This is a genomic window from Leisingera sp. ABD4_442 (assembly GCF_056160905.1).
Window position 1 is genome coordinate 151503 of record NZ_JBSWYB010000007.1, and the last position, 25380, is coordinate 176882.

A 25380-nucleotide genomic window follows, 5' to 3' on the forward strand; every position below is an offset into this window, starting at 1 on the left:
TGCTACCCGATGTTTTTCACAAAGAAATGCAGATGCGGGCGCAGCATTGGCTGGTCGAGATAGGTGGTTGTCTCCAGCGGTGTCTTAAGTTCTGTAAAGCCCAGTTTGGGATAGAGGCTGCGCATTTCGACATTAGGTGTCAGCGTGTCGGCCACCAGCCGTTTGAGGCCCATGGCACGTGCCGCATCCTCGCGCGCTTCGATCAGTCGCCGCCCGGTCCCGGTGCCGCGCGCGGCCTCGACAACAAAGACCCGTTTCAGCTCTCCGGTTTCCGGGTCCAGCCGTTTCAGCATGCCGCATCCAATGATTTGCCCTGTTTCATCCCGCGCCAGCAGCAGGCAGCCGTTCGGGGGCAGGTAATCGCCGGCGTTGGCCCAGAACTCCGCCAGCGCGCTTTGCGGGGCAGCCGGGTCGATGGTGAACCCCATGCTGCCCATCCTCTGGACGATGAGATCGTAGTACTGGGTTAAAATGCCGTTCAACTCCTGCTCTGACGGCAGTGTATCGCAGTGGATGATTTCGATCTTTTCGGTCATGCTGTGCTCCCCTGGCTGTTAATATAGTCAGCCTTACCGACGGGCCAAAGCACGGCAGCCCCGGCCGTCGGGCCGGGGCTGCGTGTTGATTAGGTTCAATTGAAGTTCAGGCCCGCAGGCGTGCGCCCGAAGGGTCGAAGGCGGCGGATTCCAGAATGCGCGCCTTGTGCGGCTTGCCCAGGATATAGACCTCGACTTCATCCCCCGGCTTGGCGGTTTCGGGATTGGCATATCCCAGCGCCAGCGATTTGCCGACCGAATAGCCATAGGCGCCCGAGGTGACCCGGCCCACCGGCTTGCCGTCGGTGGTGAAGATCGGTTCGCCGCCCGATGCATCGGCGTTGTTCACGGCGTCGATCTCGAACCCGACCAGCATTTCGCGCGGGGCGTTGTCCTTGATCTTGAGGTAGGCTTCCTTGTTGAGGAAATCCTTGTCCAGCTTGATAAGACCGGCCAGGCCAACCTCCTGCGGCCAGTACTCCTGGCTGTACTCGCGGCCCCAGGAGCCGTAGCCCTTCTCGATCCGCAGGGAGCCAAGCGCACGGCCGCCGACCGGGCCGCCGTCGAACTCTGCGGCGGCTGCCAGCAGCGCGGAGTAGAGCTTGACCTGGTCCTCTTCGGCGCAATGCAGCTCCCAGCCCAGATCGCCGGTGAAGGACACGCGGATCGCCAGGCATTCCACGCCAGCCACGTCGATGGTGCGCGAGCGCATGAAGCGGAAGTTCTCGTTCGACAAGTCCGCATTGGTCATCCGCTGCAGCATGTCGCGCGATTTCGGGCCGGCCACGTTGAAGCCTGCGATACGGTTGGTGGCGACCTCGAAAGTGGTGCCTTCCGGCAGCTCAACCATGTTGAAGAAACGCTGGTGATAGCGTTCCGCCATGCCGGAGCCGACCATCATGTATTCGTCATCTGCGACCTTGGTGATGGTAAAGTCACCAGCCACACCGCCGCGCACGGAAATCAGCGGGGTCAGGCAGCTGCGGCCCACCTCGGTCGGCACCTTGTTGGCCACCAGCTGATCCAGCCAGTCATAGGCGCCCGCACCCTTGATCACGTAGTTTGCGAAGTTCGAGATGTCGATGACGCCGACGTTTTCGCGCAGCATGTTCACTTCGCGGCCAACCGGTTCCCACCAGTTCTGGCGGGTGAAGCTGTTGGTGTCGGTGGTGCCGGGCACGCCGGAGAACCACAGAGGATGTTCCCAGCCGCAGTTGAGGCCGAAGACGCAGCCCATTTCTTTTTGCATCTCATAGGTGGGGCGCACGCGGGCCGGGCGGCCGGCGCTGCGTTCCTCGTTCGGGAAATGGATGGCAAAGCGGTGCGCGTACTGGTCCTCGACGCGGGCCTTTGTGAACTTCTTGTCGGCCCAGTCGCCGAAGCGTGCCAGATCCCAGGCGAACATGTCGTATTGCGGCTCGCCCTCGATCATCCACTGCGCCGCCAGCAGGCCGAGGCCGCCGGACTGCGAGAAGCCGGGGATGATGCCGGTGCAGCAGAAATAGTTCTTCAGCTCCGGCACCGGGCCCCAGATGGCGTTGGAATCCGGCGACCAGATCATCGGGCCGTTGATCACCCGCTTGACGCCTGCGGTCTCGGCGCAGGGAACACGTTCGGTGGCGCGGATTACGTTCTCCATGATCCGGTCCAGATCGTCGGGGAACAGTTCGTGGGCAAAATCCAGGGGGGTGCCGTTTTCGGCCCAGAACCGCATGTCCTTTTCATAGGCGCCGATCAGGAAGCCATTGCCCTCCTGGCGGAAATAATACTCGCCGTCGCGGTCTGCGATCGAGGGCAGGCGGCGGCCCAGGTTGGCGACCTCGTCGATGGTCTCAGTCACGAAATACTGGTGCTCGGTCGGCTGCAGCGGCAGGGTGAGGCCGGCCATCGCCGCCACCTCGCGGCCCCAGAGGCCGCCTGCGTTCACCACCCACTGGGTGTGGATGTCGCCCTTTTCGGTCTTCACGATCCAAGAGCCGTCCGGCTGCTGTTCGGTGCCGATCACCGGGCAGAAGCGTTCGACCTGGGCACCCATGGCGCGGGCCCCGGCGGCATAGGCCATGGTCACGCCCGAGGGATCGACGTTGCCGCCGTCGGGTTCATACATGATGCAGCGGATGTCGTCGAACTGCGCCAGCGGGTGCAATTCCTTGGCCTGCTCGCGGCTGACCTCGTGGAAGTTCAGGCCATAGTATTTCGCCTTGGCCTCCTGCAGGCGCAGCTGGTGCTCGCGCTCTTCGGTCTTGGCCAGATACAGCGAGCCCGGCTGGAACACGCCGCAGCCCTGACCGGTTTCCTTCTCCAGCTCCTTATACAGGTTCATCGTATAGTGCTGGATACGGGTCACGTTGTTGTTGTCGTGCAGCCCGTGGATGTTGGCCGCCGCGTGCCAGGTGGAGCCGGCCGTCAGCTCGTCGCGCTCCAGCAGCACCACGTCGGTCCAGCCAAGCTTGGCCAGGTGGTAGAGGATCGAGCAGCCGACCAGCCCGCCGCCGATGACAACTGCCTGTGCATGGGTTTTCATGCGTCATATTCCCTTGCCTGCGTGCCTGAAACAGCGCGCCCTGCAGGCCGGGGCGGGCCGTCAATTTCTTCCCGGCGACCCTATCGGCGGCGCGGCTGGATGACCCGTGAAGAATTCAGACCCAATGGCCCCGGATTTGTTGGGTCATCGGAGGCGGGCGGTAAAGGGCCGACTATGTCCAAGATCAAGTTGGTGTCGGACCCGTGAAATAACTGCCATTGATGGGGGTTTTCTGCCATTCCGACACGAGGTTGTTTTCCACCGGCCGATCTTCGGCCGGTGGTTCTGTTTTAAAACAATGACTTAGGTGATTGTCACGTTATACCTGTTGCGGGGACACGTTTCCCCCTTGGTGATCAGCGCCACTTGTTGACTGAAATGGCCGTATTGAGCAGGACTGAAGCTCAAACCTGGCCGGGTTCTTTCCTCCATTTTCCCGAAGGCACTGTGTGCAATCGGGATCCAAACGGTGCAGGCCACCTGCGAGAGCGTGCTTGCGGCGGCTTGAGGCGGGCAGGGCCAGGAAACACAAAAGGAACAGAAGACATGACAGCAAAAGATCTGGAACTGCGCCCGCTGCGGGAAGGCGACAGGGCGGAATGGTCGCGGCTATGGACCGCATATCTGGCGTTTTACGGGACCGTGCTGGGCGAGGATATCTACAAGGGAACTTTTGCACGGCTGATGTCGGGGGATGCCTGGGAGCCGTCGGCGCTGGTGCTGGCATCCGCTGACGGCGGCGAGGGGGCGCAGCCGCTCGCAGGGCTGGTGCATTTCCTGTATCACGCCCATTGCTGGAAACCATCACCGGTCTGTTATCTGCAGGATCTCTATGTGGACCCGCAATCGCGGGGGCAGGGGCTTGGCCGGCGGCTCATCGAGGGGGTTTACGCGGCGGCGGATGGCGCAGGCGCCAGCGGCGTCTACTGGATGACGCAGCATTTCAACAGCCAGGCCCGGCAGCTGTATGAGCGCATTGGCGTGGAAACGCCCTTCATCAAATATCAGCGCCCGTAAACCAGTGAACGGAACCGGGTGCGCGGTGCCCGGTTCCGCCTGCGCGTCAGCTGTCTGCGGCGACCTCATCCAGGTGCCACAGCTTGGCGACGATCCGCCATTCGGAGCCGTCATGAGCAAACATCAGATGGTCGGAGAACCGGTTGTTGTGGATCCTGACCCGCACTTTCACGGTTGCGGCGGCGTCTGACAGCATATCCACGAACAGGATTTCGTCCTCGCGCGGGGCGTTCAGGGAGGCGGGCGGAGACCGGCGCAGAATGGTGTCGCTGTAGCAGCTGATTGGGTCAGCAAAGATACGGCCGTCATCGGCGTCGAACAGGCTGGCAGCGGGGTGAAAGACCCGCTGCAGCAGGTCTGTGTCGCAATAGTAGAGCGCGTCGAAATACCGGGTAACAGCCTGGGTAAGCCCGGCGGGGGCATGGGTGGCATCCAAAGCCATGGCAAAGTCCTGTGAGTTTAGTGTTGCACGAGAGTCGAGGTGTTTGACACCGCCTGGCGCTGTTTGAAGCTGGAGAAGGCAACCACGGCTGCGAAGCCCAGCAGAACCGCTGCGATCATCGCCCAGCCAACGGAAGCGATCATCAGGCCGGAGCTGAAGGAGGCGAGCGCCGCGCCAAGCGCGATGCCGGTGTCGTTGATGCCCTGGAACAGGGATTTTTCGCTGTCCAGAAGCTCAGAGTTCAGCAGCGTCGTTGCGCCGACGAAGCCGAAGTTCCAGCCCACCCCAAGCAGGATCAGGGATACGTAGAAATGCACTAGTTCAATCCCGGCAAGGGCGGCCAGGCCAGAGAGGGCTAGCAGGACAGCGCCGGTGACGACGATTGTATTGGCCCCAAAGCGCGTAATCAAGGAGCCGGTGAAGAAGCTGGGGGCAAACATGGCGACCACGTGCCAGCGGATGACATCGCCGGCCTGAACGTCGCTGAACCCGCAGCCGACCATCGCCAGCGGGGTGGGTGTCATCAGCAGCATCATGCCGGCGAAGCTGCCGACCCCGCACAGCATCGCCCACAGCAGCCGCGGGCGGTGCCAGAGCGGCGCGGACCTGCCAGGGGAAGTGTCTTTTGCGGCCTTGGTCTGCGGTGGTGCGAAGCGGGCGGCCGCAATTGGCAGCATGCCGGCCAGGGCAATGGCGGAGACCGCCAGATAGGCGCCCGCCAGCGGGACCGGGGCCAGCGCATCCTTGAACAGGCGGAAAACCTCGGGCGCCAGCAGCGCGGCGACCAGCCCGGAGCCAAGCGTGAGGGAGATCGCCTTGGCCTGGTGCGGGGCGTCAACCAGCTCTGCCGCGGCAAAGCGGAACAGCCCGAAGCTGACAACCGCAGCGCCAAGCAGCGCGTGGGCAAGGCACAGCAGCACAAACAACCCGTTGATCAGACTGTAGGCCGCAAGCGCCCCGCCCAGCACCGCAAACAGCGCGGCCAGCAGGAACCCGGCCTTGCGTCCGCGCGCGCCCATCAGAATGGACATTGGCGTTGCGGTGAACAGTCCGGCCAGCAGCTGGACCGATACAGGCAGCGTGGCCAGGCCTTCGCCCGGCGACAGCTGCAGGCCTGCCAGCCCGCCGAGGATGATGAGCATCGGCATCGGAATCGTCAGAACTGTTGCGCCAAGAAGCACGAGCAGGAAGTTTGGGCTTTTGATCAGCTGCATGGGTCCGTCCACAGGTTTAAATGCAGAGAGGATACAGCTTCAGGCACTGGATTTTATGTCAACGGCACGGTGATTCCGGCCAGACCGCGGATCGCTGACGCCAGCGGAGACCTGCAACCTGAGGGGATTTCGAAGAAACTCTCTCTACTGATGGTAAAGTTGCGCTATGGCGCCGCAAAAGAGACGTTACGTGGCGTCACAATTTGCTATGCGGAACCAAAGGCAAGCGGAAAGGGGGGCAGGCGGATGGCGGCTCAGGAACGCAGGAAGATCAAAGTGGTCATGTTTTCCGATTCCCAGGTGCTGGATATTTCCGGCCCGGTGACGGTTTTTGAAGGCGCAAACAAGCTGCTGCCGCCGGAGCTGGGGTATGATGTCTCGCTGATCTCGCCGGGCGGCGGGCCGGTTGCGACAAACGGCTGTATCGCGATCCAGGCGCACGGCAGCATCGACTCTGAGGATCTGCAAGGGGTGGACACGCTGCTGATCCCGGGCGGCAGCAAGGGCACGCCGCAGGCGATGCGGGATCCGGGTTTGCGGCGGCTGGTTCAGCGCGCCAATGGCAAGAAGATCCGCATCATGTCCATATGCACCGGAGCCTTTGTGCTGGCGGAGGCGGGTATCCTGGATAACCGCAAATGCACGACGCATTGGGCCGAGATTGGCAACTTCCGGCGCCTGTTTCCCGGAATAACCGTCCTGACCGACGTGATTTACCACACTGAGGACAACATATGGACCTCAGCCGGGGTGGCCACCGGGATTGACATGGCGCTGGCCGTCGTCGCAGAAGATTTCGGACCGGACATTTCTCAGCAGGTGGCCCGGAACCTTGTTCTTTACATGGCGCGGCCGGGGCATTTGGAGCAGATCTCGGAATTCCTGCGCAATGTGCCGACACTTGAGGAAAAGCTCAACGAGCTGGTCATGTACATACGCACCAACCCGGCCGCCAATCATGACGTGAACCGTATGGCGGAGCGCTGCAACATGAGCACCCGCAGCTTCACGCGGAAGTTCAAGTCCGCCCTGGGCAAGACCCCGGCGGCGATGGTGCGGGAAATAAGAGCCGCACGGGCGGCGTTTTACATGAAGAACACCGATTACAGCCAGAAACGGATCGCGGCACTGGCAGGTTTTTCCTCGGTCGATGTTATGCGCCAGTGCATGAAGGCGGTTCAAAAGGACGCGGCGGACGCGGACTCCGGCTGAAAAAAGCGGCAGCTGTCACGCTGCCGCCAGTTGGTCCGGAATTGGCCTGCCTGTGAAGGCGGCCTGGGGGATCTTTTCCAAAGTTAATGCGCCCGATTGGCAATGGCGGCCAAAGTTGCTGTCAGAACGGCCAATGCAGAAAACCTGCTGCCCGCGGGCTGGGATATTGCTGTTCCCGGCTGCGGAATGAATGGATCCTGAAACTAACCTCTTAGCTGTTTAATTGGTTAATTAATCCGCTAGAAAGTGTCTTAATCTATCGTGAACTTGGCCGGAATTCCCAAAAGCTCCCGCCTAGGAAAGCGGAGGGTTTATCACGTTTTTGCGATTTTGGAGCGCAGGGGAAATGATTGGAAACAGGGCAATGGAATCAAATGTGCGCAGCTACAACAGGGCGTTCGGGAGTACATTTGACCGGGCGGCAGGCGCTGAGATGTTCGACGAAACCGGTGGCAGGCATCTGGATTTTCTCGCAGGCTGCGGGTCGCTGAATTACGGCCACAACCACCCGGTGCTCAAGGCGGCGCTGATCGACTATGTGGCGCGTGACGGATTATCCATGTCGCTGGATCTGAACTCTACCGCGCGGTCGGTGTTCCTTGAGCGGTTCGAGCGCATTGTGCTGGCACCGCGGGGGCTGGATTATCTGCTGCAGTTTCCTGGCCCCACCGGGGCCAACTGTGTGGAGGCTGCAATCAAGCTGGCCCGCAAGGCGACCGGGCGCAGCAACGTCATCAGCTTTACCAACGGGTTTCACGGCTGTTCGCTGGGGGCGCTGTCGCTGACCGGCAGCAGCCATCACCGTTCCGGTTCGGCGGCCTTGCTGCAGCAGGTGAGCCGGATGCCCTATGAAGGCTATCTTGGCAACGGGCTGGACACCGCGGATTATATCGGCCGGCTGCTGGATGACCCAAGCAGCGGCATTGATGCGCCTGCGGCCTTTGTGGTGGAGCTGGTGCAGGGCGAGGGCGGTCTGCAAACCGCATCCGCAGCCTGGCTCCGGCGCCTCCAGGAGATAGCGCGCAAGCACGGGGCGCTGCTGATTGTTGATGACATCCAGGCGGGATGCGGCAGGACCGGCACATTCTTCTCGTTCGAGCCGCTGGGCATCGTTCCGGATATGGTTTGCCTGGCCAAGGCGCTGTCCGGCTACGGGCTGCCGATGTCGCTGCTGCTGCTGAAGCCGGAACTGGATTGCTGGGAGCCGGGCGAGCACAACGGCACCTTCCGCGGCAACAGCCACGCCTTTGTCACCGCTGCTGCTGCGCTGGAGCATTTCTGGGCGGATCCTGAATTTGCTCTGGCCTTGGCAGAACGGTGTACTGAAATGCAGCGCCACTGCGCACAGCTGGCTGAGAGCTTTGGCCTGCGTGTCAAAGGGCGCGGGATGATGATGGGGCTGGAGTTCGCCGCTGACAGCCAGGCGGCGGCGGTGCAGGCGGATTGCGTTCGCCGTGGCCTGATTATCGAACGCTGCGGGCCGCATGACGAAGTGCTGAAGTTCCTGCCGCCGCTGACGCTCAGGCCGGAACAACTGGACGAAGGGTTTGCGATTGTCCGGCAGGCGCTGAGTGCGGTGCTGGGGGGAAAGGATTGTACCGCCCAGCCTCATGCGCCGGAGCTGGAACCGGCATAACTCCTTTATTTTTTAAAGATTTTTTCAACGCAAGGCAGGGCGGACCTGCTTTGCCCAGACAGAAATGAGTCCTGAAATGGCAAAAACTTTTGATGTCGCCGGTATCGGCTTTGGCCCTGCAAATATCGCGCTGGCAGCGCTGTTTGACGAAGAAGGCCTGTATCCGAATGCAGTGTTCCTGGATAAGTCGCCCAATCCGGTCTGGCAGCAGGAAATGCTGTTTGAAAACGCGCTGGACATTCATTCGAATATTCAGAACATCCCGCACCGGGATCTGGCCACGCTCCGGTCGCCGCGCAGCAAATACACGTTCATGAATTACCTGCACAGCAGCGGAAAGCTGCTGAGCCATCTGAACATGGATCTGCTGATGCCGATGCGGCCGGACTTTGCCGCCTATGTCGGCTGGGCTGCAGAGCAGCTGTCCGGCAATTTGCAGACCGGATGCGGGGTGGAGCGGATCACCATGCTGGACGAGGCGCACCAGCATGTCTACCGGATCGACATGCAATCGGGCGACCCCGTCTTTGCCCGCCATGTCGTGGTGGGCACCGGCCGGGAGCCGTATATCCCGCCTGCCTTTGACAAGCTGACTGCCTCCGGACGGGTGTTCCACCTCAGCCGCTACAACAGCGCGCATAAGGCGCTGCTGAACAAGGGTGCCCGGAAGTTCGCTGTTGTCGGCAGCAGCCAAAGCGCGGTGGAAATTCTGCTGCATCTGTCCAAACATGAGCCGCGCCTGGAACTGCAGAGCTTCATGCGCCGCTTTGCCTTCCCGCTGAAGGACACCAATCCGTTCATGAGCGAGATCTACTTCCCGTCCTTCACCGACATGTATTTCGGGGCCGGAAAGGAGCTGAAGGGGCGGATCGACCGGGATGTCTACCGTACCAATTACGGCGCCTGCGACATGGATGTGCTCGAAGAGCTTTACCGCCAGCTGTACTATGACCGGATGCACGGGGTGAACCGGATCACCATCAACCGGCTGACCGATATTCTTGGCGCCGAAGAGGCTGCAGAGGGGGTCCGTCTGACAGTCCGCGACGGCGAGACCGGCGAAACCCGCAGCGAGGTGTTTGACGGGGTGGTGCTGGCGACCGGGTTCCGCAATATCGGCAGCGACAGCCGATCGGTACGGGTACCGGGCATTCTGGAAGGGGTGCAGGCGCAGCTTGCGCTGGACGAGGAAGGCTGCGTTCAGGTGGACCGCTCTTACCGCGCGCAGCTGCAGCCCAAATATGCCGGCGCCGGCGCACTGGTGCTGAACGGGCTGTGCGAAGCGACCCACGGCATGGGGGATGCGGGTTCCCTGTCGCTGCTGGCGCCGAGGGCGCAGACCATCGCCAATGCGCTGCTGCAGCAGGATCACGATGCGGCTGCCGGCGTGGCGGGCGGCGTTGCGGCCCAATAGGCGGAAGGGCCTTTCAACATGCGTTTTGATACAATCGCGGTGCGCGGCGGCTATGGCGAGCCGTCGGCGCTGGCAAACGAAGGTGCGATCTGCGAGCCGGCCTATCTGTCGCCTGCCCAGCATTTCGCCTCTTCCGAACACATGCGGCAGGCGCTGAGCGGCGAGGCGGACGGCTGGGTCTATACCCGGATCGACAATCCGACCGTGCGCCAGCTGGAGACCACAATCGCGGCGCTTGAGGCCTATGGCGGCGGGTTCAGCGCCACCGCCACGGTGTTCTCCTCTGGCATGGCGGCGCTGTTCATGGCGGCCACCGCGCTGGTTGCCGATGACCCGGCCCGGCCCATGGCGAACATCGTGCTGCCCGCGGCCTGCTATGGCGGCAGCTTCATGCTGTTCCGGGAACGGTTCCAGCAGGACCGCGGGATTGAGCTGCGCTGGATCCAGGACACGCTGGATCTGGGCGAATGGGAGCGCGCGATTGACGGCAACACCCGGTTCGCGCTGTGCGAGGTGCCGTGCAACCCGCTGCTGCGCATGACTGACATCCCCGCGCTGGCGCGCATCACCGCGGCCCAGGGCGTGCCGCTGATGGTGGATGCCACCCTGTCCAGCCCGGCAGTGATACGGCCGCTGGTCCTGGGGGCCGATATCGTGGTGCATTCGGTCAGCAAATCCATGTCGGCGAGCGGGCTGAGCATTGCCGGTGCCGTGGTGTCGCGGCCCGGTATCTGCTGCCCGCACCCGCGGCAGGAGATGCGCGACGACTTTGCCGGGTTCCTCAAGCGCGGGCCGCAGCGCGACACCGGGGTCATCCTCAGCCCGTTCAACGCTCTGCAAAGCCTTGCGGATCTGCGCAGCCTGCGCAGCCGGATGCAGACCATGGGGCGTTCAGCCCGGCGGCTGGCGGAGGTGCTGGCGGCGCATCCGGCGGTCGCAGAGACCTTCTATCCCGGGTTGCCGGACATGCCCGGCCATGAGATCGCCCGGCGTGACATGGTGCTGGTGGACAGTGAAATGGAGCCGGGCGGGCAGCAGAACTGCTTTGGCTATCTAATGTCGGTGCGTATGCGCGGCGGCATTCCGGCGGCCCGGGCCTTTCTTGACGGGCTGCAGATCTTCTGGCGGGCAAATGATCTGGGGCGCATCAAGAGCACAGCAACTATCCCTTCGATTTCGACCCATTCCCAGCTCAGCAAGGCGGAGAAGAAGCTTGGCGGCATCCCCGGCGATCTGGTGCGTCTCAGTGTCGGCTGCGAGCATGAGGACGATATCATTGCCGATGCCGCTCAGGCGCTGGATCAAGTCCGCAAGGTGGCAGCATGACAGCAGAGGTCTATGTCTCCGGCGTGAGCGCCTGGCTGCCGGACACCGTTTTCACCGTGGAGGAGGCCATTTCGCAGGGCTGCTATGACGCGGCCCGGGCCGCTACGGACGGGTTCACCTCGGTTTGTATCGAACAGCATCTGAGCCCGCCGGAAATGGCGGGGGGGGCGGCGCGGCGGCTGCTGCGCCCAGAGGATGCAAACGCCATCAATTCGCTGTACCTCTGCAGCATTCACCGGCATGGCCACAAGCTGCTGTGGCCGCCGGCCAGCTATTTGCACCGGGTGCTGGAGCTGGACAGCCGCACCCGTGCCATGTCGGTGAACCAGGGGTGCAATGGCGGGTTCACAGCGGTTTCGCTGGCTTATGATTTGATCCGGTGCGGGCTGCCGGGCGACCAGCTGGTTCTTGGCGCGGACCGGTTTTCGGGTTCGGCGTTCGACCGGTTCAATTCGGACCTGGGAACGCTCTATGGTGACGCCGCATTTGCGCTGCGTCTGAGTGCTGATCCTGGTTCCTACCGGATTGTAAGCCTGGAGCTGGAGTCCGAACCGGCGCTTGAACCGATGTACCGGGCCGCCAGGCCAGAGCCGGAGGGGCCGGGTGACCACGATGTCAAATCCGCCAAGAAAGCGTATCTGGAGGCGTATGGCCGGGACGGGTTCAACGCGCTGTTCATCCCGGCCTTGCAGCGGTTGCGCCGCAGGCTGCTGGACAGTGCAGACCTTGAATCGCGTCCCGCGGACTATGTGATCTATCCCAATGTCGGCGCCGGATTGAGCGCCCAGTTGTACGCAGGCGCCTTTGCGGATCTGGCGCGGCAGGATCTGTGGGGCTTCGGCCGCAGCATCGGGCATACGGGGACCGCTGACCAGTTTCTGGGCCTGTGGGAGCTCGACCGGAAGCAAGTGCTTCGCAAGCATGACCGTGTGCTGATGATTGGAGCTGGAAACGGTCTTGGCCTTGCCGGCATGCTCGTGGAAAAGATCTAGCAGACCGCTGAAGAAGTCGGGGCTCGATGCGGCTTGAGGAACATGGTGCCCTGTGAGCGTGGGTCTGGTTCTTTAGGACACTGCTTTTGCCGATGCAGATTGGTCGGCCTCACCTACTTGGAAGGGCTGAACAGGCCACGTCAAACTTAACGGAAAAATATTTCCGGAAAATACTGACGGCATGAGGCGTGGTGGCTGGAAAACTTCCAACCACAGGCAGAGGCAGCAGCATGGCAACGGTCAATCAAATGAGAGCAGGGCTCGCGCGTGTTTTCGGCTGCAGTGAAATGCGGCTGAAATCCCCGAGTCAGAGCCTTGCAGCCGCCGGCCTCCGTACTGAAGGGGGCTGGGCTGAGATGCGGCAGGGCATGCAGGCTGGAGATATGCAGCCGACGGGGAGAACGGTGTCAGGAACGCATTGAAGCAGCTATTGGAACGTGCCCGGATGCCGGCGGATGGCCCCTGCGGCGAATGCGGGCGTATGGCACGTTGTACTCTTGGCTCGGGTCCTAAAAGCTGCCAAAAGACCCTGGCTCTTTAAGAGACACCCTTCGAGAGCATATTCTGGACAGCATGGACGTGCAGGTTGCCCGGCTGCTTGGAACGGTCGTGGTGAATCCGCTCCGGAGTGCCATTGCCTCCTTGGCCGCTTCAGAAGGCGTGCATGGTGCCACTTTGAAAAATGCTGTTCTGAACAAAGGCTTGATCACATAAGCCGACGCAGAGCTGCCTGGTTCCCACGTCCTGGTGAACTGTGAGGCCGGTAAAACCGTCTCAGAGGAAGTGAAACGGGCGGTTGCGGTTACCCTGCTGCACCAAATGTTCAATGCATCCAAAAATATGGTTGCAGCGCTTTTGGAAGGGGGGATCTTGACCCCGTTGCGCGATGGCAGCCTGCTGGTCGATCCGAAAGAGATCAAGGCTCTTACATCTCGCGGCCGGCCTGGAATGACTGTAAGCTGTGCATTTATAATACAGGGTATTGGGTAGGCGGCTGATTGCGGCAAAAAAGGCGAAGCTGTTCTGGAAACGGTTTCCGTACCGGGTGAGGCCGAGCAGCGGGTCACGCCTGAAGCCATGGCCTGCTTCGGCAGCAAGTACGTGGCCTGCAAGGATCTTCTGATCGAGGCGAAATGCAAGGAAAGGCAGTTGAAACAAATTCTGGCTGCTCAAGAAGTTGAGCCGGCTTTCGACCCGAAGACCCTGGGCGCGATTCTTTTTCGAAGGGCCGACCTGCCGAAATCCTGGGAAATCCGACCTGCCAACATATGCACAATCCAGATTGCCGCCTTCGGGCGGCACCTTTTGGAACTTTTGATAGAAGATAATTCCGTGGAAAGTGGCAAAAAGCCGCCCCGGCTGGTTTTGTGCAGAAATGATCCAATTCAAATCGATGACTTACAAGGTAGGTGTGGGCAAAAACGGCAGTTTTTAAGTGGCCTCGATAGAGAAGAAAAAGCAAAGCTGCTGACAGCGATTGTAGATCTAACCAACAATCCGGCCTGCATCGCCATCCATCGCAAAAGGGTGCCAATTCGGATGGCGGAACTTTTCTTCTGTGCCAGGCAGCCCATCGAACAAAGCTACTGAGATCATCGCTTTTAAGCTGGCAAAAGCCCCAAGGGTTGCAATAAACAGCAACGTTAAAAAAATGCTCTTTTACTTCATGCAGGACGTTAGTCACCGTGGGCAGTAAAAGTAAAGTATGCGGCGCCCACAGTACTATCTGTGAGCGCCACTGCGAATTCAAACAGTAAGTCTCTCGTTCGAACACCGGCTTAGGCCTGAGCGGTACGGAGAACGCATAGTTACCCAGTGATTTCTTTCATCACGCCGAGGAATTTCGCCACTTCGCCGATGCTGTTGTAGTGGCACATGGAGACACGGACGCAGCTGTCCATGCCCAGGGGCGTCAGGATATTGCCGGAGTAATGGTCCGCCTTGCGCAGATGGGTGCGGATGCCCTGTTCGTTCAGCCGCTTCACCACATCCACCGAGGGCACACCGTCCACGGTTAGCGACACCAGCCCCTCGCGCGCGGGGTTGTCCGCGCCGCCCAGGATGGTCACGCCCTCCATCTCGGCCAGACCGGGCAGGTTGCCGGTGCCATGGATCATCGCATCGGTCAGGGCCTTTTCGTGCGCGTGGATCGCCTCGCCCGCCGCCACGAATTTCGCGCGCCGGTCCGTGGCACCGCTGACCTCACCGCCCAGCCACTCCAGGTAATCCGCCACATCGGAGAGCGTCGCATAGCTGCCGGTGTCGCGGGTGCCCATCTCCCAGTTGTCCTCCGGCCCGTCGATCAGCGCGTTATGCGGCACATGCGTCAGCCGGTCCGAGATCCAGGCCAGCCCGTAGCCATGGCGCGAAAACATCTTGTAGGGGGAGATCACATAGCCGTCGACGCCGTAGGCCTCGAGGTCGATGCGCCCGTGGGCGGCGTGCTGGATGCCGTCGACAATAATCAGGCAGTCCGGCGCCACCTCGCGGATGGCGGCGGCGCAGGCGGCCAGGTCCACGCCCATGCCGGTGACTGGCGAGGTATGGACGATGGTCGCGACCACGGTATCCGGGGTCACGGCCTTGGCATAGGCATCGGCAGTCAGGGTGCCGCTGGCGTTGTCATGTTCGATCAGCACATGCTTCTGCCGCGCCACCCCGGCCCAGCGGGCGCAAGCAGAGCGGGTGGCCGGGTGTTCCAGCGTCGAGCCCAGAACGGTGCCGCCCTCGGCCGAGCCGAGGCAAGCGTTCATGATCAGGCGGAACAGCAGTTCGGTGCCGCTTTCGCCGGCAAAGAACTGGCCACCAGGGGCGTTCATGAAGACGCGCATGTCGTCCTTGGCCTTGGTGATCACCCGCACCAGCTCATGGCTGCCGGGGTTGTCGCGGCCCTGGTTGTCGGCGATGGCGGCATATTGGGCCGAGGTGTCGACCACCGATTTCAGCGTCAGCGCGCCGCCGGCGTTTTCAAAGAAGATGCGGCTGCCCTGCTGCGGGCAGCTGTCGACCTGGGCAAAGCGGTCCCGGATTTGTTCTAGCAGGGTTTCGGTGATCTGGCTCATGACGGTCCTATCAGGCGGAAATTGCGTTTCCGCGTCAGATTAAGGGCCAGAGCTGCGCATCACATGCAAAAGATTTAGGGGCTGAGAGCCGGAAATCTCTGTGGGAGAATGGTGGGTGAAAGCCAATTACCGCTGTGGGACACGGTAGTTTTTCACGATACGCTTTCGCCTGGGCGGGAGCGGAACGCGCCCGCCGTGGGGCGGGCGGACGCGTGCCTGCCACTTGCGTGACGGGCTGGTGACCTAATTCGAGGTTAGGTGATGAAGCCGCCAAACGGCGCGCGCAAGGCCGCCCTATGTACCATTTCCGACAAGGTGATGATGTCGAACACTGGCCGGTTCAGCTTTGCCTGCAGCGCATGGGCATAAGGCGGCAGGTCGGTGCATTCCAGCACGATTGGGCCGATCTCCGGGTTGCGGGCGATCATGCCCTTGGCGGCGGCCAGCAGCTCGGCCTCGACCTTGGCCAGATCCATCGAGGTGCGTTCATTGCGCAGGATCACGGTGGAGAACTCCTCCGCGTCATCCAGCCCCTGCACCACAATCGGGGTGTGTTCGGCGCCGACACCTTGCAGATGCGCGTCGGTCAGGCTGCCGGCGGAGGCGGTGATCACCCCCACCGTGCGCCCGGTCATCTGATGCGCCAGCGGCACCTGGATCAGTGAGGAGACAAACACCGGCACATTCACCGCCGCCGCGATCTCCCGTTGGAAAATCGCCAGGAACCCGCAGGAACCGGTGATCGCCCGCACACCCTTGGCCTCCAGCCGCTTGGCGGCGTCGATCAGCCGGTCCTTCATTTCGCCGGTGGGGTTGGCCAGCAGTTTCGGCACGGTGATCCCGTCCAGCATTTCATAAAGCGTGGTAAACCCCAGGCTGGAGGGGTTCTTGATATGGCCGGGGGGTTTGGGGAAATAGCTCTCCAGCGCCAGGACGCCGATGGAGACGCCGCAGATGTTTTGCCCGCCGGGGTGGATGGTCATGTCTTGATCCTTTCATACCGCCGCGCGCGAAACGGCGCGAGGTCTTCGTTCATCGGGGTTTGGCTCACGATATCCGCCACCAGCCGCCCGGTTTTCGGCGCCATCATCAGCCCGTAATGGCTGTGGCCAAAGGCGGCGATCAGGTCCGGGAAGCCCTCGACCTCGCCAATGCAGGGTAAGCTGTCGGGCAGGCTGGGTCGCTGGCCGGACCAGGTGTCCATGTCGCCGGCTTGCAGGTCCGGCAAAAGTGCCTTGGCCAGTTCCACCAGCCCGTCGAGCCGTTTCTGATTGAGCGGCTGATCAAGGCCCGCAAACTCGGCAGTACCCGCGACCCGCAGCCCTTCCTCCATCGAGGAAGCCACGAATTTCATGTCCATATCCATGATCGAGTTGTTCAGCGCAACGCCCGGGTTCTTGAAAGACACATGGTAGCCGCGCTCTGATTCCATCGGGATTTTAATGCCAAGGGGCTTAAGCAGCTCTCCGGACCAGACACCCATGGCCAGGACCAGCTTGGGCGTCCATTCCTGGCCTGCGTCGGTGGTATAGGTCCAGCCGCCGCGCTCGGCGGGCAGGATGCCCCGCACGGTTTGGGCCAGGATCTCGCCGCCCATTGATTGGAACTTCTCTGCCAGAACAGTGCCGATCCGGCCCGGCGAGGTTGCCCGCGCCTGGCCCTTGATCAGGACCGCGGCCTCGAATTCCTGCGTCAGCGCCGGCTCCAGTTTGCGCAGTTCCGCCGCGCCAATCCGCTCCAGCTCCGCGCCGCGTTCACGGCGCATCCGGTAGTCGACTGCGTCCAGATCGGCACCTTCCGCATTGCGGAAGGCATGAACGTAATAGCTGTCCTGCACCAGATCCTCGTGGCCGGTGCCGGCCAGATGCAGCCGGTACATCTCCACACAGTTGCGGTTCAGCGTGTCCATCGCATCTGAGATCTGCTGGATCCGCCCTTCGCGCCCTTCGGACAGGAACCGCAGGCCCCAAGGCGCGACCTTGGGCAGGTAGCCGGGCTTGACCGAGACCGGCCCCAGCGGGTCCAGGAGCCAGCCCGGCACTTTCTTCCACAAGCCAGGCATCGACTGCGGCACCACCGACCAGGGCGAGATGATGCCGGCATTGCCGTATGAGGTTGCCTGGCCCGGCGCGTCGCGGTCGATCAGCCGGACCCTGAGGCCCCGCTCGGCCAGGGAGAGTGCCGAGCAGATGCCGACGATCCCGGCCCCCAGGACCGTCACGTCCGGCGCGGAAGGGCTGCCGGGGGTGGCCGGGCCGCTCATTGAGCGGCCTCAGCCTGAAGTTTGCGCTGCTGGCCCAGCTGCTGCACCAGCGCAGGCGCCATGATCACAAGTGCTGCGATGTCCGACCCGCCGGAGGGGGCCACCAGCAGCAGCCCGCCAATGGCCATCAGCAGCCGCCAGATCCCGCTCAGCGGTGCCAGGAAGTAGGCCGAGACGGCCGTGGCAATGGCAAACACACCCAGTGCGCAGGTGCCGGTCACCTGGATGAAACCGACCCAGGTGAAATACTCCGGCAGCACGATCAGCATCACCGGCGCATAGACAAACACCATCGGCACCATCAGCTTGCCCAGTCCCAGGGTGAAGGCATTCAGACCGGTGCGGAACGGGTTGGAGCCCGCAATACCCGCCGCCGCATAGGCCGAGGCGCAAACCGGCGGGGTGATCTCGGAAATCACACCGTAGTAGAGCACGAACATATGGGTGGCGAGCGGCGGCACGCCCAGCTGGCTGAGGGCCGGCGTCGCAACCGCCACCAGCATGATGTAGAGCGCAGTGGTCGGCAGGCCGGCACCCATCAGGATACAGGCCATGGCGATCAGCACCAGCGACAGGAACTGCTGGATCGACGGCTGGCTGAAGGCCTCGATTGAGGTCCAGTCCAGGAACGGCGCCAGAGCAGCCGCCATATCCGCCGCCCCGCCGGTGACCATAAAGCCCAGGCGGAATCCGACGCCGGTGGTGTTGATCACACCCACCACGATACCCACAGCCGCCGAGGCCGCACCCACCGCCAGCGCATACTGCACGCCGACATGGAAGCTGTCGAACAGGTCGCGGAAGTTCTGGCGTTCATTGCGGTGCAGACAAGCGAGGATGGTCAGCGCCGCTAGCATCCCGGCCATCACCGGGCTGTAGCCTTCACCGGAATAGGGTGAGGCCTTCCACAATATGAACCCGAGCAAGGCAAAGGGGATCAACATGGTTGCAGGCTTGTTGAAGGCACAGAACCCAGTCACCACACAGAGGCTGAGGCCGATAAAGGCCGCCATATTCGGCGAATAGCCGGAGAACAGCACCAGCAGCAACGCAATCAGCGGAATGATCGTGTACCAGCCGTCTTTCCAGACCTGCAGGAACTTCGGCAGCTGATCCTTGGGATAGGCCGTCAGGCCCAGTTTCTTGGCGGTGAAATGCACAATCGAGATCACCCCGATATAGTGCATCATCGCCGGCACAATCGCCGCAATCACGATGGTGGTATAGGGCACCTCCAGATACTCGGCCATCAGGAAGGAGGCCGCGCCCATGATCGGCGGCGTAATCTGCCCGCCGGCCGAAGCTGCAGCCTCAACCCCGCCTGCGAAATGGCCGGGGTAGCCGAGTTTCTTCATGTTGGGGATGGTCAGGGATCCGGTGGAAACCGTGTTGGCGATGGAAGATCCTGAAATCGTGCCGAAGAAGGCCGAGGAGACAACCGACACTTTCGCCGGGCCGCCGGTATAGCGGCCTGCCAGCAGCATGGCGTTGTCGACAAAGAACTGCCCCAGCCCCATCCGCTGCGCCACCACGCCGAACAGCACAAAGTGGAACACCACGGTGGAAACCACCCAGAGCGTCACGCCGAATATGCCTTCGGACGGGAAATACATGTTGTTGACGAACTGCTGCCAGTTCACACCCGGATGCTTGAGGATCTGCGCGGGCATGTAGGGGCCGAACAGCGCATAGACCATGAACACCAGGATGATCAGCGGCAGCACAAAGCCGATGGTGCGCCGGGCGATTTCCAGAACCGTCAGGATCAGCACCGAGCCAAAGAACACGTCCAGACCGGACGGGTTGCCCTGCCGCAGCGCCTGTTCGGCGATGTCAAAGCCGAACATGTCAAAGCCGCGCCAGCTGACCCAGAGGAACAGCGCCGCCGCCATGCTGAGACCGGTCAGCGCCCAGTCATAGAGGGGCACGTTGCCGGGGCGCAGCGGGTTCGGCCCGCGCCATTCCAGGCTGCGCGCCGATTTGATCAGCGGAAAGCCTACAAAGATAAACAGGAACAACCCTGCCAGGTGAATGCCCATATGCACATGGTCCACTGGCGTGCCGAAACCGGCCGTCCACAGATGGTAAAGGGCAAAGGCGATGGAGGCCCAATAGATGACGCCGGTCAGTTTGGGTCCGTTGTCGCGCGTGTTCAGAGCGGAGTCGTACTGCTTCTCCAGCTCCTCAAGCGCCTTGTTGTCGAGATGCGTGTCCAGGGACATCGAGGTCTCCAATCCAGGAGTGCCGCCGGTGCAAGCGCCGTGCATCTGTATCCCATGTTTTGGCAGGAAGCAGACAGGGGCACCGGGAGATAAAAAACGGCAGCAAGGCGCACCCTGCTGCCGCAGTTCAGGGGAGGAATTACTTCAGCAGGCCGACTTCGCGGTAGAAGCGCTCAGCACCCGGGTGCAGCGGCACGCCGATGCCCTCGATACCGTCCAGTGCGGTTTCCAGGGTGATGGCTTTGCCTTTCGGGTGGCCGTTGTCCAGCAGCTTGCGGGCGGTGTCGGACCACATCGCCTTGGTGATGCCATAGATCAGCTCTTCGGACATATTGGCGTTGGTGACCAGCATGCCGGACACCGCCACGGTGTTCACGTCATAGTCCACACCCGGATAGGTGCCCGCCGGAATGGTCGAGGGGATGTAGTAAGGCACAGTGGCATTGGCCTGTTTGATCTCTTCTTCGGACCAGTTATGCAGCTCCATGCCCTTGGTGTTGTCGAGCTGGATCATTGCCGCCACGGGCGTGCCTGCGGCATAGAAGTATGCGTCCAGCTGGCCGTCAGCGATACGCTCGGCGGATTGGGCGTTGTTCAGCTCGGCCTCATCCATGTTGTCGCGGTTCACACCGTGGTCGCCCAGGATCAGCTCAACCGCGATCTGGGTGCCGGAGCCCGCCTGCGCGATACCGACGCGCTTGCCCTTCAGTTCTGCCAGACCGTCCAGCTTGTGGCCCTCGGGCAGCACTAGGTGCAGGTCTTCCGGGTAGAGGTTGGCAATCACCCGCAGGTCGGGCTTGGCGTTGCCTTCGAACTTGCCCTTGCCGTGGTAGGCAAAGTGCAGGGTGGCCGCACCCGACAGGCCCGCTTCCATCTGGCCGTTCTGGATGGCGTTCACGTTATGCGCTGACGCGTTGGTCGACTGCGCCATTGCCACCAGGCCAGGCACGCCGCAGTTGCCGCCCTCACCGCACTCGCGCGAGCCGGGCGGGTTGGAAATTGCGTTGGCGATGATGCCGCCGATCGGGAAATAAGTGCCGCCTGCACCGCCGGTGCCGATGCGGAAAAAGGTCATGTCCTGCGCGACAGCAGCGCCGGTCAGCATGGTGCAGGCCAGGGCCGCCCCGGTCAGTTTCGTGAAAAATCCCATTGTCTCTTCCCTTGTCATTGAGGCCGCAGCTTGCCTGCTGCAGCACACTCCTCCGATCCTTGCATCATGGGAAAGGAAAAGCATAAGTACAAATTTAAAATTATACTGTATGTATAGATTGAATTTATGTTTGCTTTACGCTGGAAGGTGCGGATCCATGAACTCTCATCAGCTTGCCGTGTTTCATGAGGTGATGAAAACCGGTTCGGTCAGCCAGGCTGCGCGCAACCTGCACCGCACCCAGCCCGCCATCAGTGCCGCCATCAAGACGCTGGAGGAGGAGCTGGGCCTGACCCTGTTCCTGCGCGAGGGCCGCCGCCTGGTGCCGGTGCCCGAGGCGCAGTACCTGATGGAGGAAGCCACCGAGATCCTGTCGCGGATGGAAACCGCACAGCAGAACCTGGCCAATATGCGCGACCGGGTGCAGGGCTCGATCCGCATCGTGGCGATGCCGGGGCCGTCGACCTTTCTGCTGCCGGAATTCATCAGCCGCTTTGTGGCGGGCAAATCCGAGGTGCGGGTGACGCTGGCAACCCGGTCCTCGCCGCAGGTGCGCAGCCTGGTGGCGGCCAGCAGTTTCGACATCGGCTTTTGCGATATGACCCGCTTTCGCGGTGATCGAAAACTCTATGCGGCGGAAGAGCTGCCCAGCAATTGCCTCTGTGCGGTGCCCGCCAGCCATCCGCTGGCAGCGCGCGAAGTGATCACGGCGGCCGATCTGAATGGCATGCCGATGGGCGCCCTGCAGCCTGATCACAACACCTATCAGGCGACGTCGCAGGCGTTTCTGGCGGCGGGTGCCGAGTTCAACCTGCGGTACGACGCGCAGTATTTCCTGCCGCTGTTCCACTTTATCGCTGCGGGCCAGGCCTGTGCCGTGGTCGATGTGCTGAGCGCTGAAAGCTACCGCCGCAGCAATGCGGGTGAAGACCGGATCCGGTTTCTGCCGTTTGAGCCGCAGATCCCCTTTGGCTACTCGATCCTGACCCCCAGCGAGCGGCCCTTGTCGCAGCTGGCTGCCAGCTTTGCCGAAGCCTGGCAGGACTATGTGCAGGAAATCCTGGCGGTATCCGCTGAAAGCAGAACGTAAACGCCTCAAAAGTTCAGCCGGTTAGATTAATCCACGGAGCGTCCGGCCGGGTGGGCGCGGGAACGCGCCCGCCGGGGGGCGGGCGGACGCGTGCCTGCCGCTGGCGCGACAGGCAAAGTACCACGTCAAATTTGGTCTTCACATCTATCTACAGAATTGTATACAGTTTGGAGTACGAATCCCGGGCCACTGCCCGGGTCAGGATTTGACCACGGTTTCAGGGGGCTCCCATGAAGAACACTATGAACGGCGCAGAGGCGATGGTGCGCTCCTTGGAGGCGCATGGCGTCACCCATATCTTTGGCCTTTGCGGCGACACCACGCTGCCATTCTACGATGCAATGAACCGGCTGGAGCATGGCATCACCCATGTCCTGACCCGCGACGAGCGCAGCGCCGCCTACATGGCCGACGGTTTCTCCCGGGTGACCGGCCGAGTCGGCGTGTGTGAAGGCCCTTCGGGCGGCGGCGCCACCTACATCCTGCCGGGGCTCATTGAGGCCAACGAAAGCTCCTATGCGGTGCTGGCAATCACCACCGACATTTCGGTCGGTTCTTACGGCAAGTACCCGCTGACCGAGGTGAACCAGGAGGTCCTGATGGACCCGCTGACCAAATTCAACACGGTGATCAAACGCGCAGACCACATCCCGCGCATGGTGCGTCAGGCGTTCCGGGCGATGACCACCGGCCGCTCCGGCTCGGCGCATCTGGGGCTGCCCTATGACATCCAGTATGACGCTGTGCCCGCCGATGACATCTGGGGCGATCCCAAGCATCATAGCTATCCGTCCTACCGCGCCGCCCCGGAACCGGGCGCCGCCGAGGCCGCCGCCGAGGCCATCCTCACCGCCAAATCGCCGCTGATCGTCTGCGGCGGCGGTGTGGTGATTTCCGGCGCCATGGAAGAACTGGGAACGCTTGCCTCCCGCCTGGACATCGCCGTCGGCACCTCGATCTCCGGCAAGGGATCGCTGGCTGACACCCACCCGCAGTCGCTGGGCGTGGTCGGCTCCAACGGCGGCACAGATGAGACCTGGGAGATGATGGAGGGGGCCGATCTGGTCGTTTTCATGGGCTGCCGGGCAGGCTCCACCACCACCTCGCGCTGGGAAGCGCCGAAGCCCGGCCAGCGCATCGTGCACTTCGACAACGACCCGATGACCATCGGCGCCAACTACCCGACCGAGGTTGGTGTGGTGGCCGACTTGAAGCTGGCCTTGCAAGCGGTGAACGCCTATCTGGACAGCCGCGAAGGCGACGTGCCCTCATTCGGCGGTGCTGCCAAAGTGGCCGACATCAAGCGGCGCAAGTTTGCCAAATTCGAGGAACTGGCAAACAGCAAAACCGATCAGGTGCTGCCTGAGCAGATCATTCATGCACTGAATCAGAACCTGCCGGAGGATGCCATCGTGGTTTCCGATCCCGGCACCAGCTGCCCGTATTACAACGCCTATTCGCAGCAAAGGCATCCGGGCCGCCAGTACATCACCAACCGCGCCCACGGCGCGCTGGGGTATTCGCTGTCGGCGTCGCTGGGCGCCTGGTTTGGGCGTCCCGGCGCCAAGGTTGTGGGGATGATGGGCGACGGCTCCTTCAACTTCACCTGCGGTGAGCTGGAGACCGTGGTGCGCTGCAATGCGCCGATAACCTATGTGGTGTTCTCCAATGCCAACTTCGGCTGGATCAAGGCCAGCCAGCGCGACGACTGCGGCAAACGGTATTACAACGTCGACTTCAACCGCACCAACCACGCGGCAGTGGCAGAGGCGTTCGGCGTTAAGACCTGGCGGGTGGAGAAGCCGGAAGACCTGGACCAAGCAATCAAGGAAGCCTTTGCCCATGACGGCCCGACCCTGATCGACGTGGTCTGCCAGGCGCTGGAAGAGGCCGCCGCGCCAGTGCGCCGCTGGATGGGGTGAACTGTTTCGGAGTTGCACCGCCCGGCTGCAGGCCGGGCAGCGCCCGTCCGCCCCCATGGGCGGGCGCTACGCTTCCGCCCGCGGACGGTCACTGCCCTTAGCACTTTGTTCCAAAACCCTGTTGGCTTGCAGCAACCGATTTTCTTTCTGTCTTTAGCCCGCTATCAATCCTGAAAACCCGATTTCAGGAAAGGCGCCCACCCATGGACAGACCCACCGCCCCCAAAGCCGGAGCCATGCTGCACCTGCGCGGCAACACGCTGACCGAGGGCGACCCGGTGGCGCTGCCGCTGACCCACAGCTCAATGTACCACCTGCCGGGCGACTGGAGCGGCGGCCCCAGCTATGGCCGCGCCGACAACGCCACCTGGGAGCATCTGGAGCACGTGCTGGGCTACCTCGAGGACGCCCCGGTTCTGGCCTACCCCTCCGGCATGGCGGCCATCTCGGCGTCGCTGTTTTCCACGGTCAAGGCAGGTTCCCGCATCCTGATCCCGTCGGATGGCTATTACGTGACCCGGCGCCTCAGCGAACGGTTCCTGCAAAACCTCGGCGTGCAGGTCGAGCAGCGCCCGACCAGCCGCTTTGCCGAAGGCGGATTTGAGGGTTTTGACGTTGTTTTTGCGGAGACCCCGTCGAACCCCGGCCTGGACCTTTGCGATCTGCGTGCGATTGCCGGGGCCGTTCATGCCGCTGGCGGGCTGCTGATCGTCGACAACACCACCATGACCCCGCTGGGACAGCGCCCGCTGGAGCTGGGTGCGGATGTGGTGGTGGCCTCGGACACCAAGGCGCCGGGCGGACATTCGGATGTGCTGATGGGGCATCTGGCCACCCGCAACGAAGAGATCCTGCAAGCCGTGCGCGAGTGGCGGACCTTCGGCGGCGGCATTCCGGGCCCGCAAGAGGCCTGGCTGGCGCACCGGGGGCTGGAGACATTGGACGTGCGCTTTGACCGGATGTGCAGCACAGCCGAGGTGCTGGCCGAACGGCTGGCGGCGCATCCGCTGGTGCAGCAGATCCGTTTTCCAGGGCTGAAATCCGACCCGTCGCATGAACTCGCCAAACAGCAGATGTCCCGCTTCGGCTTCCTGATCTCGATCACTTTGGACAGCGCGGAACAGGCGGATGCCTTCATCAATGGCTGCCCGCTGATCCGCGCGGCGACGTCATTTGGCGGGGTGCATACCTCTGCTGAGCGCCGCGCTCGCTGGGGTGATGCGGTGGCGCCGGGGTTCATCCGCATTTCGGTCGGAACCGAGCCGGCGGAGGAACTTTGGAGCGCGATGGCGGCTTCGCTGGATGCGCTGAGCGGGTAAAGCGCAGGCCAAGGAAGAAAAGCTGTCCCCGTGGGAACA

20 protein-coding genes are annotated in these 25380 nt (G+C 62.3%); 10 read left to right on the forward strand and 10 right to left on the reverse strand.

Annotation, left to right across the window (positions count from 1 at the left end):
• Positions 1-2: 2 nt before the first annotated feature.
• Complete coding sequence (locus tag ACXAHG_RS08455; RefSeq protein ID WP_475056806.1) at positions 3-536, reverse strand: GNAT family N-acetyltransferase; 534 nt, start codon at positions 534-536, stop codon at positions 3-5.
• Between the two features lie 106 nt (positions 537-642).
• Positions 643-3060, reverse strand: a complete 2418-nt coding sequence (locus ACXAHG_RS08460) for a GcvT family protein (protein ID WP_475038992.1) — start codon at positions 3058-3060, stop codon at positions 643-645.
• Positions 3061-3606: 546 nt separating this feature from the next.
• Between ACXAHG_RS08460 and ACXAHG_RS08465 the strand changes: the two genes are divergently transcribed.
• Positions 3607-4077 (forward strand): GNAT family N-acetyltransferase, encoded by a 471-nt coding sequence (locus ACXAHG_RS08465; protein WP_475056808.1) that lies wholly within the window; start codon positions 3607-3609, stop codon positions 4075-4077.
• A gap of 46 nt (positions 4078-4123) precedes the next feature.
• Here the strand turns inward: ACXAHG_RS08465 and ACXAHG_RS08470 are convergent, their stop codons facing one another.
• On the reverse strand, positions 4124-4519 hold the full coding sequence (locus ACXAHG_RS08470) for a nuclear transport factor 2 family protein (RefSeq protein ID WP_475056809.1): 396 nt from the start codon (positions 4517-4519) through the stop codon (positions 4124-4126).
• Between the two features lie 17 nt (positions 4520-4536).
• Positions 4537-5733, reverse strand: a complete 1197-nt coding sequence (locus ACXAHG_RS08475; RefSeq protein WP_475056810.1) for an MFS transporter — start codon at positions 5731-5733, stop codon at positions 4537-4539.
• 246 nt (positions 5734-5979) lie between these two features.
• On the opposite strand from ACXAHG_RS08475, the gene ACXAHG_RS08480 reads away from it, so the two are divergent.
• The 5 genes from ACXAHG_RS08480 (at position 5980) to ACXAHG_RS08500 (ending at position 12313) form a co-directional block, all read left to right on the forward strand.
• On the forward strand, positions 5980-6945 hold the full coding sequence (locus tag ACXAHG_RS08480) for a GlxA family transcriptional regulator (protein ID WP_475056811.1): 966 nt from the start codon (positions 5980-5982) through the stop codon (positions 6943-6945).
• 364 nt (positions 6946-7309) lie between these two features.
• A complete protein-coding gene (gene ectB, locus ACXAHG_RS08485) occupies positions 7310-8581 on the forward strand; it encodes a diaminobutyrate--2-oxoglutarate transaminase (protein ID WP_475056812.1) in 1272 nt (423 codons plus the stop codon).
• 76 nt (positions 8582-8657) lie between these two features.
• Positions 8658-9995 (forward strand): SidA/IucD/PvdA family monooxygenase, encoded by a 1338-nt coding sequence (locus ACXAHG_RS08490; protein WP_475056814.1) that lies wholly within the window; start codon positions 8658-8660, stop codon positions 9993-9995.
• Between the two features lie 18 nt (positions 9996-10013).
• Positions 10014-11321 (forward strand): trans-sulfuration enzyme family protein, encoded by a 1308-nt coding sequence (locus ACXAHG_RS08495; protein WP_475038984.1) that lies wholly within the window; start codon positions 10014-10016, stop codon positions 11319-11321.
• The gene (locus tag ACXAHG_RS08500) at positions 11318-12313 is read left to right on the forward strand and encodes a ketoacyl-ACP synthase III family protein (RefSeq protein WP_475056816.1); all 996 of its coding nucleotides are present in this window, start codon (positions 11318-11320) and stop codon (positions 12311-12313) included. Before ACXAHG_RS08495 ends, ACXAHG_RS08500 begins: the two co-directional genes overlap by 4 nt.
• A gap of 774 nt (positions 12314-13087) precedes the next feature.
• Here the strand turns inward: ACXAHG_RS08500 and ACXAHG_RS08505 are convergent.
• The gene (locus ACXAHG_RS08505) at positions 13088-13471 is read right to left on the reverse strand and encodes a hypothetical protein (protein ID WP_475056817.1); all 384 of its coding nucleotides are present in this window, start codon (positions 13469-13471) and stop codon (positions 13088-13090) included.
• Here ACXAHG_RS08505 and ACXAHG_RS08510 point away from each other — a divergent pair.
• Complete coding sequence (locus tag ACXAHG_RS08510; protein ID WP_475056819.1) at positions 13463-13903, forward strand: hypothetical protein; 441 nt, start codon at positions 13463-13465, stop codon at positions 13901-13903. The two genes, ACXAHG_RS08505 and ACXAHG_RS08510, sit on opposite strands and share 9 nt — an antisense overlap.
• Positions 13904-14121: 218 nt before the next feature.
• On the opposite strand, the gene ACXAHG_RS08515 is transcribed toward ACXAHG_RS08510, so the two are convergent.
• The 5 genes from ACXAHG_RS08515 to ACXAHG_RS08535 all read right to left on the reverse strand — a co-directional run bounded on the left by ACXAHG_RS08515 (position 14122) and on the right by ACXAHG_RS08535 (position 21010).
• The gene (locus ACXAHG_RS08515) at positions 14122-15375 is read right to left on the reverse strand and encodes an aminotransferase class V-fold PLP-dependent enzyme (protein ID WP_475056821.1); all 1254 of its coding nucleotides are present in this window, start codon (positions 15373-15375) and stop codon (positions 14122-14124) included.
• A gap of 254 nt (positions 15376-15629) precedes the next feature.
• On the reverse strand, positions 15630-16358 hold the full coding sequence (locus tag ACXAHG_RS08520; protein ID WP_475038978.1) for an aspartate/glutamate racemase family protein: 729 nt from the start codon (positions 16356-16358) through the stop codon (positions 15630-15632).
• The gene (locus ACXAHG_RS08525; protein WP_475056822.1) at positions 16355-17638 is read right to left on the reverse strand and encodes an NAD(P)/FAD-dependent oxidoreductase; all 1284 of its coding nucleotides are present in this window, start codon (positions 17636-17638) and stop codon (positions 16355-16357) included. The genes ACXAHG_RS08520 and ACXAHG_RS08525 overlap by 4 nt, the downstream gene beginning before the upstream one ends.
• On the reverse strand, positions 17635-19860 hold the full coding sequence (locus tag ACXAHG_RS08530; protein WP_475056842.1) for a TRAP transporter permease: 2226 nt from the start codon (positions 19858-19860) through the stop codon (positions 17635-17637). Before ACXAHG_RS08530 ends, ACXAHG_RS08525 begins: the two co-directional genes overlap by 4 nt.
• A gap of 139 nt (positions 19861-19999) precedes the next feature.
• Positions 20000-21010: a TAXI family TRAP transporter solute-binding subunit gene (locus ACXAHG_RS08535; RefSeq protein ID WP_475056823.1), complete on the reverse strand. Its 1011-nt coding sequence runs from the start codon at positions 21008-21010 to the stop codon at positions 20000-20002.
• Between the two features lie 157 nt (positions 21011-21167).
• On the opposite strand from ACXAHG_RS08535, the gene ACXAHG_RS08540 reads away from it, so the two are divergent.
• The 3 genes from ACXAHG_RS08540 to ACXAHG_RS08550 all read left to right on the forward strand — a co-directional run bounded on the left by ACXAHG_RS08540 (position 21168) and on the right by ACXAHG_RS08550 (position 25341).
• Complete coding sequence (locus ACXAHG_RS08540) at positions 21168-22100, forward strand: LysR family transcriptional regulator (RefSeq protein WP_475056825.1); 933 nt, start codon at positions 21168-21170, stop codon at positions 22098-22100.
• 230 nt (positions 22101-22330) lie between these two features.
• Positions 22331-24022: a thiamine pyrophosphate-binding protein gene (locus ACXAHG_RS08545; protein ID WP_475056826.1), complete on the forward strand. Its 1692-nt coding sequence runs from the start codon at positions 22331-22333 to the stop codon at positions 24020-24022.
• Positions 24023-24225: 203 nt separating this feature from the next.
• Positions 24226-25341 carry a cystathionine gamma-lyase gene (locus ACXAHG_RS08550; RefSeq protein ID WP_475038967.1) on the forward strand — a complete coding sequence of 372 codons (1116 nt, stop codon included), beginning with the start codon at positions 24226-24228 and terminating at the stop codon, positions 25339-25341.
• The last annotated feature ends 39 nt before the right edge of the window (positions 25342-25380 follow it).

Coding starts and splice junctions, on each gene's coding strand:
- ACXAHG_RS08465 (WP_475056808.1), top strand. CDS start 3,607: ATGACAGCAAAAGATCTGGAACTGCGCCCGCTGCGGGAAGGCGACAGG.
- ACXAHG_RS08535 (WP_475056823.1), bottom strand. CDS start 21,010: ATGGGATTTTTCACGAAACTGACCGGGGCGGCCCTGGCCTGCACCATG.
- ACXAHG_RS08460 (WP_475038992.1), bottom strand. CDS start 3,060: ATGAAAACCCATGCACAGGCAGTTGTCATCGGCGGCGGGCTGGTCGGC.
- ACXAHG_RS08475 (WP_475056810.1), bottom strand. CDS start 5,733: ATGCAGCTGATCAAAAGCCCAAACTTCCTGCTCGTGCTTCTTGGCGCA.
- ACXAHG_RS08470 (WP_475056809.1), bottom strand. CDS start 4,519: ATGGCTTTGGATGCCACCCATGCCCCCGCCGGGCTTACCCAGGCTGTT.
- ACXAHG_RS08495 (WP_475038984.1), top strand. CDS start 10,014: ATGCGTTTTGATACAATCGCGGTGCGCGGCGGCTATGGCGAGCCGTCG.
- ACXAHG_RS08540 (WP_475056825.1), top strand. CDS start 21,168: ATGAACTCTCATCAGCTTGCCGTGTTTCATGAGGTGATGAAAACCGGT.
- ACXAHG_RS08545 (WP_475056826.1), top strand. CDS start 22,331: ATGAAGAACACTATGAACGGCGCAGAGGCGATGGTGCGCTCCTTGGAG.
- ACXAHG_RS08500 (WP_475056816.1), top strand. CDS start 11,318: ATGACAGCAGAGGTCTATGTCTCCGGCGTGAGCGCCTGGCTGCCGGAC.
- ACXAHG_RS08515 (WP_475056821.1), bottom strand. CDS start 15,375: ATGAGCCAGATCACCGAAACCCTGCTAGAACAAATCCGGGACCGCTTT.
- ACXAHG_RS08550 (WP_475038967.1), top strand. CDS start 24,226: ATGGACAGACCCACCGCCCCCAAAGCCGGAGCCATGCTGCACCTGCGC.
- ACXAHG_RS08520 (WP_475038978.1), bottom strand. CDS start 16,358: ATGACCATCCACCCCGGCGGGCAAAACATCTGCGGCGTCTCCATCGGC.
- ACXAHG_RS08525 (WP_475056822.1), bottom strand. CDS start 17,638: ATGAGCGGCCCGGCCACCCCCGGCAGCCCTTCCGCGCCGGACGTGACG.
- ACXAHG_RS08490 (WP_475056814.1), top strand. CDS start 8,658: ATGGCAAAAACTTTTGATGTCGCCGGTATCGGCTTTGGCCCTGCAAAT.
- ectB (WP_475056812.1), top strand. CDS start 7,310: ATGGAATCAAATGTGCGCAGCTACAACAGGGCGTTCGGGAGTACATTT.
- ACXAHG_RS08455 (WP_475056806.1), bottom strand. CDS start 536: ATGACCGAAAAGATCGAAATCATCCACTGCGATACACTGCCGTCAGAG.
- ACXAHG_RS08530 (WP_475056842.1), bottom strand. CDS start 19,860: ATGTCCCTGGACACGCATCTCGACAACAAGGCGCTTGAGGAGCTGGAG.
- ACXAHG_RS08480 (WP_475056811.1), top strand. CDS start 5,980: ATGGCGGCTCAGGAACGCAGGAAGATCAAAGTGGTCATGTTTTCCGAT.